We start from the raw sequence: 16303 nt of genomic DNA, 5'->3' as shown, positions 1-16303 counted from the left end.
GTTTGACAGCGGGCCATAGCCGCGCCCGGAGCCCGGCAGCCCCTCGGAGCGAAGGCGAGCCATGATCGAGCAATTTACCAGCGACCCCAAACTGAGCCGGTACGTCGTTTCCTTCCACCAAGGGCAGACCCTGTTCCTGGAAGGCGAGGACTCGCAGAACCTCTATATCCTGCTGGAGGGCAAGCTGGACGTGCTCAAGGGCCAGCAGGTGATCAGCGCCATCCAGGAGCCCGGCGCGGTCTTCGGCGAGATGTCCTTCCTCCTGGGCTCGCGGCGCACCGCCACGGTAAAGGCCACCCAAGAGGGCCGGGCGGTCTCCATCCCTCGCGAGGAGATCAACGACTTCCTGGAGCAGTTCCCGGACCTGGCCCGCCAGATGACCCGCCTGTTGGCCCACCGCCTGGACGACGCCAGCCAGGTGCTCTTCGGGCTCAAGGAATTCTCGGACATGCTGCCCGACGCGGTGGTGCTCACCGACGTCAATTGCAAGATCGTGGCCTTCAACCAGGCGGCCACCGGCTTGTTCGGGCGGCAGTGGCGCCAGGTGGGCCAGCGCCCTCTGGAGGGCCTGTTCGAAAAGGGGGAGGAGGTGCGCGCCCTGGCCCGCGCCGCCGCCTCGGGCCAGAACACCCAGGAAAAGACGGTGGCCATCGAGCACCCGGTCAACGGCAAGCGTTACGTGGCCCTGAGCGTCAGCGGGCTCTACGACGCCCGCCAGGAGTTCAAGGGCCTGCTGGTGGTGGGGCGCGACGAAACCAACACCCACCGCCTCAAGCGCCGCTTCACCCATTTGCGCCGCTGGCTCATCGCGGCCAGCCTGGGGCTCTTGATCTGCGCGGCAGCCCTGGTGTTCTATCCCCAGCTCAGCAGCCAGATGACCGGCGGCGGCGAAAACCTGGAAAAGGTGCGCACCCAGCTCATCAGCGACCGCATGTTGCTCACCTCGCTCCTGGCCGAGCCGGTGGCCGAAGGGCGCATCGAGCGCAGCCACGAGGTGCTCACCCGCTTTTTCAAGATGCCCCAGGCCAAGAGCCTGCCCTACACCGGCCTGGTGATCCTGGGCCCGGATAAGCGGGTGCTGGAGGCCTACTCCCCGTTCAACGACATGGTGACCCAGGGGGTGGGCACCAGCTTCGGACACATCACCTTCCTGCGCACCGGACAGGGCGACCACGCGGTGCTCAACTATTTCCAGCAGGACCGCAGCCAAGGGGGCAGCCGCCCGGTGACCGCCCTGGCTTATCGCCTGGAAAACAACGGCAAGCCCATCGGCTGGCTGCTGGTCAAGCTGGACCCCGAGCGCCTGAAAAAGAGCTACGGCGTGGCCCGCGATCAACTGGCCACCATGGACCTGGCCGCGCCCCAGCCCTAGGGCTCCCGCCGTCATGAAGGGAATCTGCGTCGCCGGCGTCTCCAGCGGGGTGGGCAAGACCAGCGTGACCCTGGCTCTGTTGGCCGCGCTCAAGCGCCGGGGCATGGACGCCCGGCCCTTTAAGGCGGGCCCGGACTTCATCGACCCCGGCCACCACGCCCTGGCCTGCGGCCGCCCCTCGCACAACCTGGACACCTGGATGCTCTCGCCCACGGAGAACCGCGCCGTTTTCGCCCGCCACGCCGCCGGCGGCGAGGTGGCGGTGCTGGAGGGGGCCATGGGCCTGTTCGACGGCAGCGGCCCGGCCACGGAACAGGGCTCCAGCGCCCAGCTGGCCAAGCTGCTGGGCTTGCCAATCCTCTTGGTGGCCGACGCCTCGGCCATGGCCCGCAGCATCGCGGCCCTGGCCCTGGGTTTCGCCCGCTTCGATCCCGGCCTCGGCTTTGCCGGGCTCCTGGCCAACAACCTGGCCGGACCGGGCCACCGCGAGCTGGCCCGCGCCGCCTTGGAGGCCGCGCCCTCGCTGCCCTGGGCCGGGGGCCTGCTGCGCCGCGCGGAGGGCGGCCTGCCCGAGCGCCATCTGGGCCTGGTCACCGCGGAGGAGCACGGCTTGGGGCCAAGCGAGCTGGACGCCCTGGCCGACTGGCTGGAGGAGGGCCTGGACCTCACGGCGCTCATCCACGGCTTGCCCGAGCTGGCCCTGACGCCGCCCATGCCCGAGCCCGCCCCCGCCGGGCCGCCGGTGCGCCTGGGGGTGGCCCGCGACCGCGCTTTCTGTTTTTATTACCCCGAGAACCTGCGCCGCCTGGAGGCGGCCGGGGCGGAGCTGGTTTTCTTCTCGCCGCTGGGCGACGCGGCCCTGCCGCCCAACCTGGGCGGGCTCTATCTGGGCGGGGGCTATCCCGAGCTGGCCGCCGAGGCCCTGGCGGCCAACCGCTCCCTGGCCATGGAGATCGCCGAGGCCGGGCGGGCGGGCCTGCCCATCTACGCCGAGTGCGGAGGCATGATGTATCTGGGGCAAGAGCTGGAGGATCTTCAGGGACGCGCCTGGCCCATGGCCGGGCTGCTGCCCATCCGCACCCGCATGTTGCCCCGCCTGGCCTCCCTGGGCTACCGCGCCCTGCGCTTCAAGCAAGACACCGTCCTGGGCCCGGCCGGAAGCGAGGCCCGGGGCCACGAGTTCCACTACTCTGAGATCATCTCCGGCGCGGAGGCCCTGGCCGACTCCTACGCCGTGGAGAGCCCGGGGCACGGCGCGGGCCAGCCTTGGGGCCTGACGCAAGGCAACGTCCTGGCCTCTTACCTGCACCTGCACTTCGGCTCCAACCCCGCCCTGGCCCCGGCCCTGGTGGCTCAGGCCCGGGAGTATGCCGCATGAACCAGCGCCCCCTCTACCGCCCCATCATGGTGGCCGGCACCGGCAGCCACGTGGGCAAGAGCGTCATCACCATGGGCATCTGCCGCTGGCTCAAGCAACGCGGCGTGGACGTGGCTCCTTTCAAGGCTCAGAACATGGCCCTGAACTCGGGCATCACCCCCGAGGGGCTGGAGATCGGCCGGGCCCAGGTGGCCCAGGCCCAGGCGGCCGGGCTGGCCCCCTCGGTGGACATGAACCCCATCCTGCTCAAGCCGGGCGGCCAGACCAACTCCCAGGTGGTGCTCATGGGCAAGCCCATGGGCAACTACGCGGGCAAGGCCTACTACGCCCTCAAGCCCCAACTGCTCAACACGGTGACGCAGGCCTTCGATCGCCTGAGCGCGGCCCACCAGGTGGTGGTCATGGAGGGGGCGGGCTCCTGCGCCGAGGTGAACCTGAAGAAAAGCGACCTGGTCAACCTGCCCCTGGCCGAGCGGGTGGGGGCCAGGGTGATCCTGGTGGCGGACATCGACACCGGCGGGGTCTTCGCCCAGGTGCTGGGCACCCTGGACCTGATGACCCCGGCCGAGCGTTCCCTGGTGGGCGGGGTGATCATCAACAAGTTCCGGGGAGACCCCGAGCTTTTCCGCGAGGGAATGGACTACATCGCCCAAAAGGGCAAGGTGCCGGTGTTGGGCCTGGTGCCGCGCTTCGAGCACATCCTCTTGCCCCAGGAGGACGGCGTGGCCCTGGAGCGCGGCGAGCTGGCCGCGCGGGCCGGGGCGGTCCGGGTGGGGGTGGTGCGGCTCAGCCACATAAGCAACTACACCGACTTCGACGCCTTGGCCGCCACCGAAGGGGTGGAGCTCTCCTGGCTGGAGCGGCCCGAGGAGCTGGCCGGGCTGGACCTGCTCATACTCCCCGGCACCAAAAACACCCTGGCCGCCCTGGCCAAGCTGCGCTCTTGCGGCCTGGACCAGGCGGTGAAGGCCTTCCATTCCCTGGGGGGCAAGGTGTTGGGCCTGTGCGGGGGCTACCAGCTCCTGGGCGAGAGCATCGCCGACCCGGACGGGGTGGAGGGCCCGCCCGGCGATGAGCCCGGCCTGGGCCTGCTGCCCGTGGCCACCACCATGGCCGGCGACAAAACCACCACCCGGGTGCTGGCCCGCTGCGCCGACGGCCTGCCCTTTGCCGCGCCCGGCGAGATGCGGGGCTACGAGATCCACATGGGCCTCACCCGTGCCCTGGCCGCGCCGCGTCCCGCCTTCCGCCTGGCCAGCGTGCTGGGCAATGCCGTGGACCAGGACGAGGGCTCGGTGAGCCCCGAGGGCCGGGTGGTGGGCACCTACCTTCACGGCATCCTGGACAACGACGCCCTGCGCGCCGCGCTCCTGGCCTGGGCCCGGGGCGGGGACGCGCCCCTGTCCGGCGACTACGCCGCCTTCCGCGAGAGGCAGTTCGACCTCTTGGCCGACCATTTGGAGGCCCATCTGAATCTGGACGGCCTCCTGGAGCCCCGCGCCTAATCATATAGGGCTTGACTCCATTTGCCGGTTGGGATAGGAAGGAGGCTACATATGCGGAGCCGGTGCCACTGTGGCTTAATATGGGAAGACGGTGCGAAACCGTCGCGGTCCCGCCGCTGTGACCGGGGACAAAGGCTGCACTAAAGCCACTGCCGCGCCTAAGCGCGGTGGGAAGGCGCGGCCAGAGGATGAACCGGGAGCCAGAAGACCTGCCGACTCCGCCCGGAGCTTAATCACCGGCCTGTGACCGGTGGCGGCCGCCCTTCGCGGACCGGAGTTCCGAAGGGGAGACCAAGAAAGCTGGGTGCAATCCCCCCGTCCATGATTGGACGGGGGTTTTTTATTTTCGGGCCCGCCCCGGCGTGGGCTCCAATCCAAAAAGGAGGCGCGAGCCTCGTACAACCCAGGTGGGATGTCACAGGAAGTGGCGTGAGATTCGCCCGCTGCCCCGCAGCCGTGAGGGGAACGAAAGCCCATTAGCAAGCCACTGCCGTCCCGGCGGACGGTGGGAAGGCGGGCCGGTAGGATGCCCCGAGCCGGAAGACCCATCCCGCCCGTGAACTTCGCGGGAAGGACATAACCATGCGTAAGATTCTGGTTCCCATTTTGGCGGGCCTCATGTGTGTGGCCCCCGCCCTGGCCGGGGCGGAAGACAAGGCCAAGAAAAAGACGGTGCACCAAAGCGATGTGGTGGTCACCGCCACCATGACCGAGGAGGAGATGAACCAGGTCCCCTCCACCACCTTCGTGGTCAGCGACCAGGAGATCAAGGAAAAGGCCCAGTTCAACCTGGCCGACGCCCTGCGCGACGTGCCCGGCGTGTACATTCGCAGTAACGGCCCCTTTGGCGGCACCACCAGCCTGACCATGCGGGGCACCCAGTCCGGGCAGACCATGCTCATGTTGGACGGGGTGCGCATGGCCGACCCCATCTCCACCAACGGCGCCTTTGACATCGCCAACCTGCTCACCGGCGGCATCGGCCAGGTGGAGGTGGTGCAGGGGCCCCAGTCCACCCTTTACGGCTCCGACGCCATGGCCGGCGTGGTGAACATCATCACCAAGCGCGGCCAGGGCGACCCCACCGGCTGGGCCACGGTAGGCTACGGCTCGCACAACACCTTCCAGGGCAACGCGGGCGCCCAGGGCCAGATCGACCGCTTCAACTTCATGGTGGCCGGCACCGGCATAAACACCGATGGAATCTCCAAGATCAAGGCGGGCAGCGAGGACGACGCCTACCACTCCTACCAGTTCAACGGCCGGGTGGGCTTCGACATCAACGACAACACCGAGATCTACTTCATCGGCTATTACAACCAGGCCAAGAGCGACTACGACGGCTATGTGAACGGCAAGCAGGGCGACACCAACGACAACGTGAAGACCACCTCCTACACCAGCATCCTGGGCGTGACCAACGCGCCCTTCTCCTGGTGGAACCAAAAGTTCACCGTGTCCTACGGCTCGGTGGCCAACGATTACCAGGACGGCTCGGACTACAACTCCTACCTGACCACCGCCGAGTGGCGGCACAACCTGCTCTACAAGGACATCAACACGGTGACCGTGGGGGCGCAGTGGCAGCAGGAGCAGGGCGACTACACCACCACCTATGACTCGGTGGGCAAGAAGACCGCGGACACCATGAGCCTGTACTTGCAGGATCAGCTCAAGATCCTGGACGGGCTCTACCTGCTGGGCGGGGTGCGCAACGACAACAACGACGACTATGACGCCCAGGTGACCTGGCGGGCGGGGGCCTCCTACACCATCGCGGCCAGCGGCACCACCTTCAAAGGCACCTACGGCACCGGCTTCAAGGCGCCCAGCCTCTACCAGCGCTACAGCCCCTACGGCAGCCAAAAACTGGAGCCCGAGAAGAGCAAGGGCTGGGATCTGGGCGTTACCCAGACCTTGTGGAACCAGCGCGTCAAGCTGGGGCTGACCTATTTCAACATCCAGACCGACAACCTGATCAACTTCGATATGAACACCTGGAAGTACGAGAACCTGGACGAGGTGAAGAGCCAGGGCCTGGAGTTCTTCGCCTCGGCCATGATCTGCTCCTGGCTGGAGGTGAACGGCTCCTGGACCTACACCGACGCCCAGGATGAGAGCACCGACAAGGAGCTGGCCTACAACCCCCGCGACAAGGGCACCCTGGGCGTGCGCCTGCCCCTGATGAACGACAGGCTCAACATACGGGTCTGGGCCTTGTACGTGGGCGACCGCTACACCGACGCTGCCAACACCAGCCAGGTGGACTCCTACATCACGGTGAACGCCACGGCCACCTACAAGCTCACCAAGTGGCTGAGCGTCTACGGCAACGTCATCAATCTCTTCGACGAGGACTACGTGGAGATACAGGGCTACAACACTTTGGGTCTGTCCGGCTTCTTGGGCCTCAGGGCAGAGTTCTAGGTATTGTAAGGCTCCACGGCAACCCCAGGCGGGCCCCTTAGGGGGCCCGCCGCTTTTTTGGGGCGGGGTGGGGGTCAGTCGCGGGGAGAGGCGCCGAAGACCACGCCGTAGCCCTGGGTGCCGCTGGGGGCGGCGCCGTAGGCCATGGTGCCGTCGGGCTGGATCCACAGGCCCTGGGGCGCGCGGGCGGTGGCCTTGGGCTGGGCCACGGCCGGCCGGCCGGAGCGCACGCCCTGGTCCGGGGCCGTGGGCTTGGCCTTGGCCTCTTCCTCGGCCTTGGCCTTGGCCGCCGCTTCCGCCTTGGCCTTAGCTTGGGCCTGGGCCTTGGCTCGGGCCTCGGCCGCCGCCTTGGCCTTGGCTTTGGCTTCCGCCTGGGCCTGGGCCTTGTCGCGGGCGATGCGCTGCTCCTTGGTCAGGGGCGCGGGCTTGGGAACGGGCGCGGGCTTGGCGCCAGAAACCGCGGGGGCGGGGGCTGCCGCGGCCTGGGGAGCGCCATTGGCCTGCTTGACCGGAGCGGGCTTGACCGGGGACTTGGCCACGGGCTTGGGAGCGGGCTTGGCCGGGGCGGTGGCCTTGGCCACGGTCTTGGACTTGGGCTTGGCGGCCGCGCGGCGCTTGGGCTTGGCCGCCTTGGGCTTGGCCGAGGCGCGGGCCTTATAGCTGCTCCGGCCGGCCAGGGGCACCATGGGCCGGGCGCTCATGCGGCTGGGCGGGGATTCGGGACGCTCACCCAGCTGGTCCAGATGGCGCGCGGCCATGGGGTAGTAGCGGGGCAGGGCCTGCAAGGCGGCCTTGAACTGGTGCTGGGCCTGCATGGGCTCTCCCCGCCAGGCCAGGAGCACGCCCATGTTGTTGTGGGCCTGGGCCACGCCCTCGGCCGAGGCGAAGGTCTGGAAGGCCTCCTGGTTGCGCCCCATGCTCACCAGCAAGAGCCCCAGGTTGTTGGCCGCCTTCTTGTGCTCGGGGTTCAGGGACAGGGCCCGGCGCAGGCTGGCCTCGGCGCCCTGATAGTCCCCCAGCATGATCTGGGAAAGGGCCAGGTTGTTGAACAGGGCCGGGTTACCCGGCTTGCTGACCAGGGCGGCCCGGAAGGCGGCCTCGGCCTTCTTGGGCTGCTTGGCCTGGTTGTAGATCACGCCCAGGAGGTTCTGGGCCCGCCACAGGGAGGGGTCCAGGTTCACCGCGCGGGTGAGGGAGGCCTCGGCCGCGGGCATTTCCTTGAGCCCGATCTGGGCCAGGCCCAGCCCCTGCCAGAACACCGCCTGGCCGGGATGCGCCTTGGTCAGCTTGGCAAAGCCGTCGCGGGCCACCTCGAAGCGCCCGGTGCGCAGGTCCAGACCCGCGATCTTGCCTTCCAGGCGGGTCTTGCTCTTGCCCTTGGCTTCCCGGAGGGCCAGGCGGTACTGGTTCATGGCGGTCCAGGGCGCGCCCTGGGAGGCCATCACGTCGCCCTGGGCCTCCATGGCGCTTGCCTCCATGGGTACCTTGTCCGGGTCGGGGTCGATCTCGGCCCGGGCCGCCTGGGCGGCCAGGAGCTGCTCGGCCTCGCCGCGTTGCAGCCAGCGGGCCGCGCCCGGGTCCTTGGTGGAGGCGCAACCCGTGGCCAGCATCAGGGCTCCCGCGGCCAGGGCCGCGCCGAGGAACAGTATCGGCTTGTTCTTGGGCATGACCGCCCTCCTTAATTCAGCAGGTTCTGGCTTACGCGGATAACCGCCGGACCCGCCATAACCACCATGATTGCCGGGAAGATCATGAAAAGCACCGGGAACAGCAGCTTGAGAGGAATCTTGGCCGCGGCCTCCTCCATCTGCTGGCGGCGCTTGGTGCGCACCGTGTCCGAATGCACCCGGAGCGAGCGCCCCACGCTCACCCCGAAGCGGTCGGCCTGGATGAGCATGGCCACCAGGCTGCTCACTTCCTCCACCCCGCAGCGCTGGGCCAGGTTCCGAAGCGCCATCGGGCGGGGGATGCCGGCGCGCATCTCCAGGGAGACCAGGTTGAACTCCGAGCCCAGGGTGGGGCTGGACACCGAGACCTCGTCGGCCACCCGCCGGATGGCCTGGTCCAGGCCCAGGCCCGCCTCCACCGCGATGACCAGCAGGTCCAGGACATCGGGCAGCTCGCGGGTGACGGCCTTGCGCCGGGAGCGGATGCGGCTTTCCAGCATGAACTGGGGCAGGAAAAAGCCCAGGCAAGCCGCGCCCACCACCGAGAGCATGAGTTGCAGGTTGCCCACCTTGCCCGTGATGGGGCTGATGAGCACCGCCAGGGGGAAGACGATCAACAGGGCCACCTTGAAGCCCAGGAAGGTGTTCACCGCATTGGGGGCCTGAAAGCCGGCCTGCAACAGCTTGGTGCGGATCTGGTTGGCCTGCCAGTCCTGGCGGGGCCGGGCCGGCTTGGCCAGGCGGCCCAGCAGGCCCATGATCACCTGCTTGAGCTGGCGCTTGGCCGGGGAGTTCTTGGGCTTGGGCTCGCTGCCCAGCATGCCGCGCAGGCGGCGCTGGGTGGGCTCTTCGCGGCGCATGACCACCGAGCCCACCGCGGCCAGCACCAGCAGCACGGCCAGGCCGAAGCCCAGGCCGATGACGATGGCCAGGGTATTGCCGCTCAGGTTGCTTGCCTGTTCCATGCTCACACCTTCAGGTTGATGAGTTTCTTGATCACCAGGATGCCCATGCCCTGGAACACGCCGCCGGTGATGAGCAGGGTCTTGCCCATGGGATGCTCGAACAACAGGCTCAGGTAGTTGGGGCTCAAAAACCACAAGGCCCCCAGCAGGCCGGGGGCCATGAGGCACAGGATGATCGCGCTGATGCGGCCCTCGGCCGACAGCGCCTTCACCTGGCGCTTGAGCGCGAAGCGGCCCCGCACGATATGGCCGATGTTGTCCAGGATCTCGGTGAGGTTGCCGCCGATCTCGCGTTGCAGGGCCACCGCGGTGGCGAAGAACTTCACGTCTTGCAGGCCCACCCGCTTCACCAGGTCGCTCAGCGCGTCCTCCATGCCCTTGCCGAAGGAGTAGTCCTCAAAGGTGCGGGCCAGCTCCTCGGCCACCGGGTTCTCCATCTCCTGAGAGGCCATCTTGAGCCCCGAGCCGAAGGAGTGGCCGGCGCGAAGGGCCCGGGCCATCAAGTCCACCGCCTCGGAGAACTGCTCCTCAAAGGCGGCCAGGCGACGCTTGCGCAGAAAACGCAGCCACAACACCGGCAGCAGACCCCCGCCCACGGCCAAGAGCAGGCCCATGCCCAGGGAGCCGTCCATAAGCCCCAGCAGCAGGCCGATGCTGAACAGCACCCCGCTGACCAGCACCAGGGTGCCCAGGTTGCAGGGTGTGCCCGCCTGGTGGAGCAGCAGCTGGAGGTCGCTCACGTTGGGCAGGCTGGCCAGCAGCCGGTCCAGGTAGGGGATGGTGCTGTAGGCGGTGTCGCGGAAATAGACCCGGGCCGCGGCGGTGGCGGCGGTCTCGTCGGTCTCCAGGGCGGCCAGGCGGCGGCGGAAGGCCTCCTCGCGCCCGGTCTTGCCCGCGTAGACCAGGTTGAACACCGCCCAGGCCGCGCCCAAGAGGCTCAGGAAAATCAGGGCGGTGAATCCCCAGATCATGCCGCGCCTCGCGGTTCCTCGCCGAAGAGCTCGGCGTCCAGGCCGATGCCGAAGCTGGCGATGCGGTCGCTCCAGCGGGGGCGGATGCCGGTGGGGCCGAAGTATCCGGTCACCCGGCCGCGCTCGTCGATGCCGGTCTGGTTGAAGCGGAAGATCTCCTGCATGGTCAGGGTGTCGGCCTCCATGCCGGTGACCTCCTGCACGCTGGTGACGCGGCGGGAGCCGTCGGCCAGGCGGCTTACCTGGATGACGATCTGGATGGCGCTGGCGACCTGCTGGCGGATGGCCTTGTCCGGGATGTCCAGGCCGGCCATGGAGATCATGGTCTCCAGGCGGCTGATGGCGTCGCGGGCGCTGTTGGCGTGCACCGTGGTCAGGCTGCCGTCGTGGCCGGTGTTCATGGCCTGCATCATGTCCAGGGCCTCGCCGCCGCGCACCTCGCCCACCACGATGCGGTCGGGGCGCATACGCAGGCTGTTCTTGACCAGGTCGCGCATGGCCACCTCGCCCATGCCCTCGATGTTGGGCGGGCGGGTCTCCAGGCGCACCACGTGCTCCTGCTGCAACTGCAACTCGGCCGAGTCCTCGATGGTCACGATGCGCTCGTGGTGCGGGATGAAGGAGCTGAGCACGTTGAGCAAGGTGGTCTTGCCGGTGCCGGTGCCGCCGGAGATGAGCATGTTCAGCCGCGCCTTGACCGAGGCCTCCAGGAACTTGGCGGTCTGGGCGCTGAAGGAGCCCAGGCGCACCAGGTCGTCCACCTTGAGAGGGTCGCGGGCAAACTTACGAATGCTCAGCGCCGGGCCGTCCAGGGCCAGGGGCGGGATGATGGCATTGACGCGGGAGCCGTCGGCCAGGCGGGCGTCCACCATGGGGCTGGACTCGTCGATGCGCCGGCCCACCGCGCTGGCGATCTTGTCGATGATCTTGAGCAGGTGCTCGTTGTCCCGGAAGCGGATGGGTATCTGCTCCAGGCGGCCGCCCCGCTCCACGAACACGTGGTCGAAGCTGTTGACCAGAACCTCGGTGATGCTGTCGTCGGCCAACAGCGGCTCCAAGGGGCCCAGGCCCATGACCTCGTGCTTGATCTCGCGGGCCAACAGCTCCCGCTCCACCTCGCTCATGGGGTCGGGTTCGCCGGCCACTACCAGGCGAATGGCTTCTTCCAGGTCCGCCTCGGCTTGCAGGTCGTCGGTGTTGGTGAGGATGGACAGGTCCAGGGACTCGATGACCTTGTAGTGGATGCGGGCCTTCAGCTCCTGGAGGGCCGATTCGCGGGCATAGTCCCGCTGGCGCTCCTGGCCGCCGGAGCTCATGGCCGCCACTCCCAGTCTGGCGCGCAGGCTCATTGCTCATCTCCGTTGCCGCTGAACAGGTCCGTGACCATGGCGGACACCGCCTTGGACCACTTGGCCCGGGGCCAGTGGCGGGCGGCCGGGCGGCCGGAGTTGGCCGCTTCCAACAGGACCGGGGTCTCGTTGGGCAGCACGGCCAGGGGCTTCACCTTGAGCACGTGCTCCACTTCCTTGGCCGACACGCTCTGCTTGGAACCGGCCCGGTTGATCACCAGGCCCAGGCTGTCGTCCTCGCGGCCCAGGCTGCGGCACAGCTCCAGGGCGCGCTTGGCCGCCCGCAAGCCCAGGATGGTGGGCTCGGTGACCAACAGCAGCAGCTTGGCCCGGTCCAGGGCGGCCAGGCAGGCCTCATCCACCCGGGGGGGCAGGTCGGCCACCACCAGGGAGTGGTCGGCCAGGAGGAAGCCCAGGGCGCGCTCCACGTGGCTGCCCTTGACCTCCTCGGCGGTCACCGCGTCGCCCGGCGCGGCCAGCAGGCGCAGCCCCGGGGCCACCTCGGCCAGGAAGCTGTCCATCAACAGGCTGTCCAGGCGCTCGTACTCCTCGGCCACGTGCAGCATGGTGCGGGTGGGTTCCAGGTCCACCAGGGCGGCCAGGTCGCCGCTGGCCAGGTCCAGGTCCACCAGGGCCACCCGGGCGCTGGTGCTCTGGCTGGCCACCCAGGCCAGGCTTAGGGCCAGGGAGCTGGTGCCCACGCCGCCCTTGACGCCCATTACCCCCAGCAGATGGCCCTGGGCCTGCTCACCGGCGCCTTGGCTGGCCATGAGCCGCTGCACCGCCTCGGCCAGGGACGAGCCGTCCGCCTCGGTGGGCAGGTATTCGCGCACACCCAGGCGCATGGCCAACAGGATCGCCTCCGGGGCCAGGGTCTGGGCCCAGGCCACCACCGACCCCCGGGGCACGTGGCGCCGGAGCCGGGTGAGCATCTCGCTCATGCCCGCCTCGTCGGGATTGAACTCCACCAGCATCACTTCGGGCTGAAGCTGAACCGCCTTGCGCTCGAATTCCTCGGCGGCGGACTCCAGGCCGAGCAGGTTGCCCAGGCTGGCGCCTTGGACCATGGCCCGCAGGCGCTCGCCCCCGGGCTTGCTGAGGTGGAGGGCCAGTATTTGCGGATCTTGACTGGACACTTGGCTCCTCCTACTGAATTAAGCTGGGCAGGGTGGCCCGGGTGCCGTAGTTGTCGCCCCCGCTGGTGCTGCCCACGATGGCCCGGTCGCATTGCAGGGAAAAGTTCACGTGGGCCCCGTCGGCCTCGGTGAGCACCAGGGTGGCGAAGCCGGTGACCGTGGAGACGGTGGAGCTGGCCCCCGGGGTGACCACGGGCACCACCACCTCCCAGGAGTCGGCGATGCCGTCGCCGCTGGTGTCGCTGCCCTCGGCCTGGAAACGACCGGCCAGGGCCTCCATGGTGGCTACGCTGAGATTGCCGTTGATTACGTTGATGGTGTCGCCCACCTGCATGGCCGGGGTCTGGTCGGCTCCGTCCAAATAGTCGCGCACCGTGTTGTCGTTGGTGGGCCAGGTGAAGAAGGTGGTCCACTCGGCGGTCTCGCTGGCCTCGTTGTTGAAGGTGAGCGGGATTCCGCAATTGGGGCTGCCCGCGTTTTGCAGGGCCGAGGCGTGGATGGCCAGGGGCAGGTCCACCGAGGAGGGGTCCACCCTCCCGGTCCAGCCCAGATAGGCGGTGGAGGTGGCGCTCAAGTCCACGGAGCTTAGGCCCACGATGCCCGCGAAATAGGTGCCCAGGGGGCCGTTGGCCAGGGCGTCGCGCCGGAGGACGGCCCGGAAGCCGGTGATGTCGTCCGGGTCGCTGCTGCCGCTCTTGGAAGCGTCGAAGGTGTCGGTGTCCTTGTCCCAGTAGCCCACGGTTATGTCCTCGGTCCTCAGGGCCAGGTTCACTCCGGCGGCGGAGTTGGCCAGGGCCACCTGCTGGGCCGAGGTGATGCCGGTGGTGGTCTGGGCGCTTATCTGGCTGCCGTCGTCGGCAAAGGCGAGCATGGTGCCCGCTCCGGCCAGGGCGGCGGCGTCGGCGGCGTTTTGCAGCTCGTTGTGGGTGCTGGCTATGAGCCCCACGTCCACCGCCGCTCCGGTCAGGCCCACCGCGGCGGTGAGCATGAAGGCCGCGACGGAAGCTATGGCTCCGTGGTTCCCGCGCCAAAGGGCGCGCAGCCGGGAAGCGGCTCGGGGGGTATGGGGCAGGGCGGACCGCATTGTGGGGATATGACCTCTTTTCTTATTCGACCAGCACCGGGGTGGCCGCGCGGCTGCCGAAGTTGCCGCCGCCGGTCTTGCTCTCGGGCACCACCATGCCGCATTGCAGGCTGGCCACGATGTCCTTGTTGGGGGCGTCGCGCACTTCGTGGATAACCATGCTGGCAAAGCCCACGATCTCGGCGGTGCTGGCCCCGGAGCCGTCGTCGCCGATCACCGGCAAAAGCACCGGCCACCAGTCGGCGGTGCCGTCACCGTCGATGTCGGTGCCTTCAGCCTGGAAGCGGTCGGCCAGGGCGTCGAAGGTGTTGTTGCTCAGGTTGCCGTTGGTGACGCTGATCTGATCACCCACCTCCAGGGCGGGCACGTCTTCGCTGCCATCCACGTAGCCGCGCACCGCGGGGTCGTTGGTGGGGTAGGTGAAGAAGGTGGTCCACTCGCTGTTTTCGCTGCCCTCGTCGTGGAAGGTGATCTGCTGGCCGCAGATAAGGCCGCTGCCGGTGAGGGCCTCCTTCTTAACCGCGATGGGCAGGTCCACCTGGCCGCTGTTGACCGTGCCCGCCCAGCCCAGGTGGCCGGTGGACATGGCCGACACGTTGACCGTGTCGATGCCCAGGATGCCCAGGAAGATGGTGGGCACCGGGGTGTTGATGGTGATGTCGCGCCGGATGATGACCCGGCAGGCGCTCAGGTTGTTGGGGTCGCTGGTGGCCCCGATGTGGTCGGGGTCAAAGGCGTGGGCGTCCTCCTGCCACAAGCCCAGGGTGATGTCCTCCAGGGCCAGTTGCAGGTTGATGCCCTGCGAGGTGTTTTGATAGGCCATGGCCTGGGCCTCGGCCAAGGCCAATTCCGGCTGGGCCACCACGGAATTGTCCGCCGCGCTGCCGATGATGCTGGCGGCCCCGGCCAGGGCCGCGGCATCGGCCGCGTTTTGGAGCTCGGAGCGCACCGAGGCCATCATGCCGATGTCCACGGCCGCGCCGGTGAGAGCCACCATAGAGGTGAGCATGATGGCCGCCACGGCGGCGATGCCCGCCCGGTCCTGCTTGCAGAGCCTATGTAGCCTACCAAGCCAGGTCATGTCCGAAATGCCCCTCCAGTTCCTTGGGCGAGACCGGCGGACCCGTGGCGCGCGCCGGTGAAGGCACGGCCATCTTGCCAAGCATGAACAGGGAAAAATCATCAGGCTCGGTGAAGTGGGCGGCCGGGGCCGGTCCCACTCTCTCTTGCCCGGGTTGCACGATGCGCGGAGTCACTATGATCAGAAGCTCGGTCTTCTTCTTCTGGAACTCGGTGCTGCGGAACAGGGCCCCCAGGATGGGCAGGTCGCCCAGCACCGGGAACTTGGCCACCGACTGGGTGATGTCGTTGCGGAACAGGCCGGCCATGGCGAAGCTCTGGCCGTCGGCCATCTCCAGCTGGGTCTTGGCCCGGCGGGTGGTCAGGCCGGGCACAGTGTAGCCCTGCACCACCACCGCGGTGGTGAAGTCCAGCTCGCTCACCTCCGGGGCCACGGTCATGCGGATGCGGCGGCCGGGGCGTATCTCCGGCACGAAGTTGAGCTGCACGCCGTACTTCTTGAAGGTGATGGTGATGTTCTCGCGCTGGGGCACCGGGATGGGGAACTCGCCGCCGGCCAGGAACTCGGCCTTCTGGCCGCTAGAGGCCACCAGGTTGGGCTCGGCCAGGATCTTGGCCAGGCCGTTTTCCTTGAGGATGTCCAAAAAGCCCGAGATCTTGGTCTGGCCGGTGTGGAAGCCGCCCATGGCGTTCACCCGGTCCGAAAGGGTCAGGGAGCTGCCGCTGGTGCTGCTGGGCTTGATCAGCGCGCCCATCATGGTGAACAAAAAGTCGCCGGTCAGGGGGTTGACGATGGACAGGTTGATGTTCATGCGCTTGGTCACCTTGCGGCTGACCTCGGCGAAGCGCACCAGAATCTGCACCTGCTGGTTGCCCCCGATCTCGATGAGGCTGGCGGTCTTCTTGGGGGCATAGGCCTCGGCCAGGGCCTCGGCCCGCTTCTTGGCCTCGTCGCTGGACACCTGGCCCGAGAGCACCACCGAGGCGCCCAGGCCCCGCACCTCCACCGGCTCGCCGGGCAGCACCTTGTAGAGCTGCTCCTTGAGGGTGGTGAGGTCGCGGATCACCTGCACCTCGAACACCTCCATGAGCCGGTCCTTCTGGTCCCAGAGGCTCACGTTGGTGCTGCCCACCTGGCGGGCGTTGAGGTAGAGCTGGCGGGGGGTGACCATGACCACGTCGGCCACCTCGGAGCGGCCCACGCTGACCCGGCCGGCGGGTATGGGCAGCTTGAGCAGGCGGGAGTGGCCCAGGCGGATGACCTCGCGGCGCACTTCGGCCGCCGGGGCGGACGAAGCGGCCAGGCCCAGAGCCAAAAGCATGGCCAGGAAAAGATTTATAGCGCGGACCGGGGCAGGCACGGCGTATC

The 16303-nt window shown here is 68.3% G+C and carries 12 protein-coding genes and 2 riboswitches; of the genes, 4 read left to right on the top strand and 8 right to left on the bottom strand.

Annotation, left to right across the window (positions count from 1 at the left end):
- Positions 1-61 precede the first annotated feature (61 nt).
- The 4 genes from KQH53_09335 to KQH53_09320 all read left to right on the top strand — a co-directional run bounded on the left by KQH53_09335 (position 62) and on the right by KQH53_09320 (position 6682).
- Positions 62-1372 carry a cyclic nucleotide-binding domain-containing protein gene (locus KQH53_09335; protein ID MCB2226868.1) on the top strand — a complete coding sequence of 437 codons (1311 nt, stop codon included), beginning with the start codon at positions 62-64 and terminating at the stop codon, positions 1370-1372.
- Positions 1373-1385: 13 nt separating this feature from the next.
- Entirely contained in the window at positions 1386-2750 is a 1365-nt protein-coding gene (locus KQH53_09330) for a cobyrinate a,c-diamide synthase (protein ID MCB2226867.1), read from the top strand.
- Positions 2747-4255 carry a cobyric acid synthase gene (locus KQH53_09325; GenBank protein ID MCB2226866.1) on the top strand — a complete coding sequence of 503 codons (1509 nt, stop codon included), beginning with the start codon at positions 2747-2749 and terminating at the stop codon, positions 4253-4255. Before KQH53_09330 ends, KQH53_09325 begins: the two co-directional genes overlap by 4 nt.
- Before the next feature lie 43 nt (positions 4256-4298).
- Positions 4299-4487: riboswitch (cobalamin riboswitch) on the top strand.
- A 159-nt stretch (positions 4488-4646) separates the two neighbouring features.
- A riboswitch (cobalamin riboswitch) is annotated at positions 4647-4820 on the top strand.
- Positions 4821-4837: 17 nt separating this feature from the next.
- Positions 4838-6682, top strand: coding sequence for a TonB-dependent receptor (locus KQH53_09320; GenBank protein MCB2226865.1), 1845 nt, complete (start codon positions 4838-4840; stop codon positions 6680-6682).
- A 74-nt stretch (positions 6683-6756) separates the two neighbouring features.
- Here KQH53_09320 and KQH53_09315 read toward each other — a convergent pair whose 3' ends face one another.
- From KQH53_09315 to KQH53_09280, 8 genes are all read right to left on the bottom strand, one after another.
- Positions 6757-8349, bottom strand: coding sequence for a tetratricopeptide repeat protein (locus KQH53_09315; protein MCB2226864.1), 1593 nt, complete (start codon positions 8347-8349; stop codon positions 6757-6759).
- 11 nt (positions 8350-8360) lie between these two features.
- Positions 8361-9314: a type II secretion system F family protein gene (locus tag KQH53_09310; GenBank protein ID MCB2226863.1), complete on the bottom strand. Its 954-nt coding sequence runs from the start codon at positions 9312-9314 to the stop codon at positions 8361-8363.
- Between the two features lie 2 nt (positions 9315-9316).
- Positions 9317-10285: a type II secretion system F family protein gene (locus KQH53_09305; GenBank protein MCB2226862.1), complete on the bottom strand. Its 969-nt coding sequence runs from the start codon at positions 10283-10285 to the stop codon at positions 9317-9319.
- The gene (locus KQH53_09300) at positions 10282-11634 is read right to left on the bottom strand and encodes a CpaF family protein (GenBank protein MCB2226861.1); all 1353 of its coding nucleotides are present in this window, start codon (positions 11632-11634) and stop codon (positions 10282-10284) included. The genes KQH53_09305 and KQH53_09300 overlap by 4 nt, the downstream gene beginning before the upstream one ends.
- Entirely contained in the window at positions 11631-12770 is a 1140-nt protein-coding gene (locus KQH53_09295) for a P-loop NTPase (GenBank protein ID MCB2226860.1), read from the bottom strand. The genes KQH53_09300 and KQH53_09295 overlap by 4 nt, the downstream gene beginning before the upstream one ends.
- A gap of 10 nt (positions 12771-12780) precedes the next feature.
- The gene (locus KQH53_09290; GenBank protein MCB2226859.1) at positions 12781-13758 is read right to left on the bottom strand and encodes a hypothetical protein; all 978 of its coding nucleotides are present in this window, start codon (positions 13756-13758) and stop codon (positions 12781-12783) included.
- A gap of 118 nt (positions 13759-13876) precedes the next feature.
- Complete coding sequence (locus KQH53_09285; protein MCB2226858.1) at positions 13877-14935, bottom strand: hypothetical protein; 1059 nt, start codon at positions 14933-14935, stop codon at positions 13877-13879.
- Positions 14919-16295 (bottom strand): type II and III secretion system protein family protein, encoded by a 1377-nt coding sequence (locus KQH53_09280; GenBank protein MCB2226857.1) that lies wholly within the window; start codon positions 16293-16295, stop codon positions 14919-14921. The genes KQH53_09285 and KQH53_09280 overlap by 17 nt, the downstream gene beginning before the upstream one ends.
- Positions 16296-16303 lie beyond the last annotated feature (8 nt).

The organism is Desulfarculaceae bacterium (genome assembly GCA_020444545.1).
In the GTDB taxonomy this organism is placed as follows: domain Bacteria; phylum Desulfobacterota; class Desulfarculia; order Desulfarculales; family Desulfarculaceae; genus Desulfoferula.
The sequence above is the reverse complement of the archived record's forward strand: the minus strand, read 5'-3'. Positions and strand labels throughout refer to the sequence as shown.

Bases quoted from the DNA above. Each gene is read 5' to 3' on its own strand.
- KQH53_09335 (MCB2226868.1), top strand. From the start codon at position 62: ATGATCGAGCAATTTACCAGCGACCCCAAACTGAGCCGGTACGTCGTT.
- KQH53_09330 (MCB2226867.1), top strand. From the start codon at position 1,386: ATGAAGGGAATCTGCGTCGCCGGCGTCTCCAGCGGGGTGGGCAAGACC.
- KQH53_09325 (MCB2226866.1), top strand. From the start codon at position 2,747: ATGAACCAGCGCCCCCTCTACCGCCCCATCATGGTGGCCGGCACCGGC.
- KQH53_09320 (MCB2226865.1), top strand. From the start codon at position 4,838: ATGCGTAAGATTCTGGTTCCCATTTTGGCGGGCCTCATGTGTGTGGCC.
- KQH53_09315 (MCB2226864.1), bottom strand. From the start codon at position 8,349: ATGCCCAAGAACAAGCCGATACTGTTCCTCGGCGCGGCCCTGGCCGCG.
- KQH53_09310 (MCB2226863.1), bottom strand. From the start codon at position 9,314: ATGGAACAGGCAAGCAACCTGAGCGGCAATACCCTGGCCATCGTCATC.
- KQH53_09305 (MCB2226862.1), bottom strand. From the start codon at position 10,285: ATGATCTGGGGATTCACCGCCCTGATTTTCCTGAGCCTCTTGGGCGCG.
- KQH53_09300 (MCB2226861.1), bottom strand. From the start codon at position 11,634: ATGAGCCTGCGCGCCAGACTGGGAGTGGCGGCCATGAGCTCCGGCGGC.
- KQH53_09290 (MCB2226859.1), bottom strand. From the start codon at position 13,758: ATGCTCACCGCCGCGGTGGGCCTGACCGGAGCGGCGGTGGACGTGGGG.
- KQH53_09285 (MCB2226858.1), bottom strand. From the start codon at position 14,935: ATGACCTGGCTTGGTAGGCTACATAGGCTCTGCAAGCAGGACCGGGCG.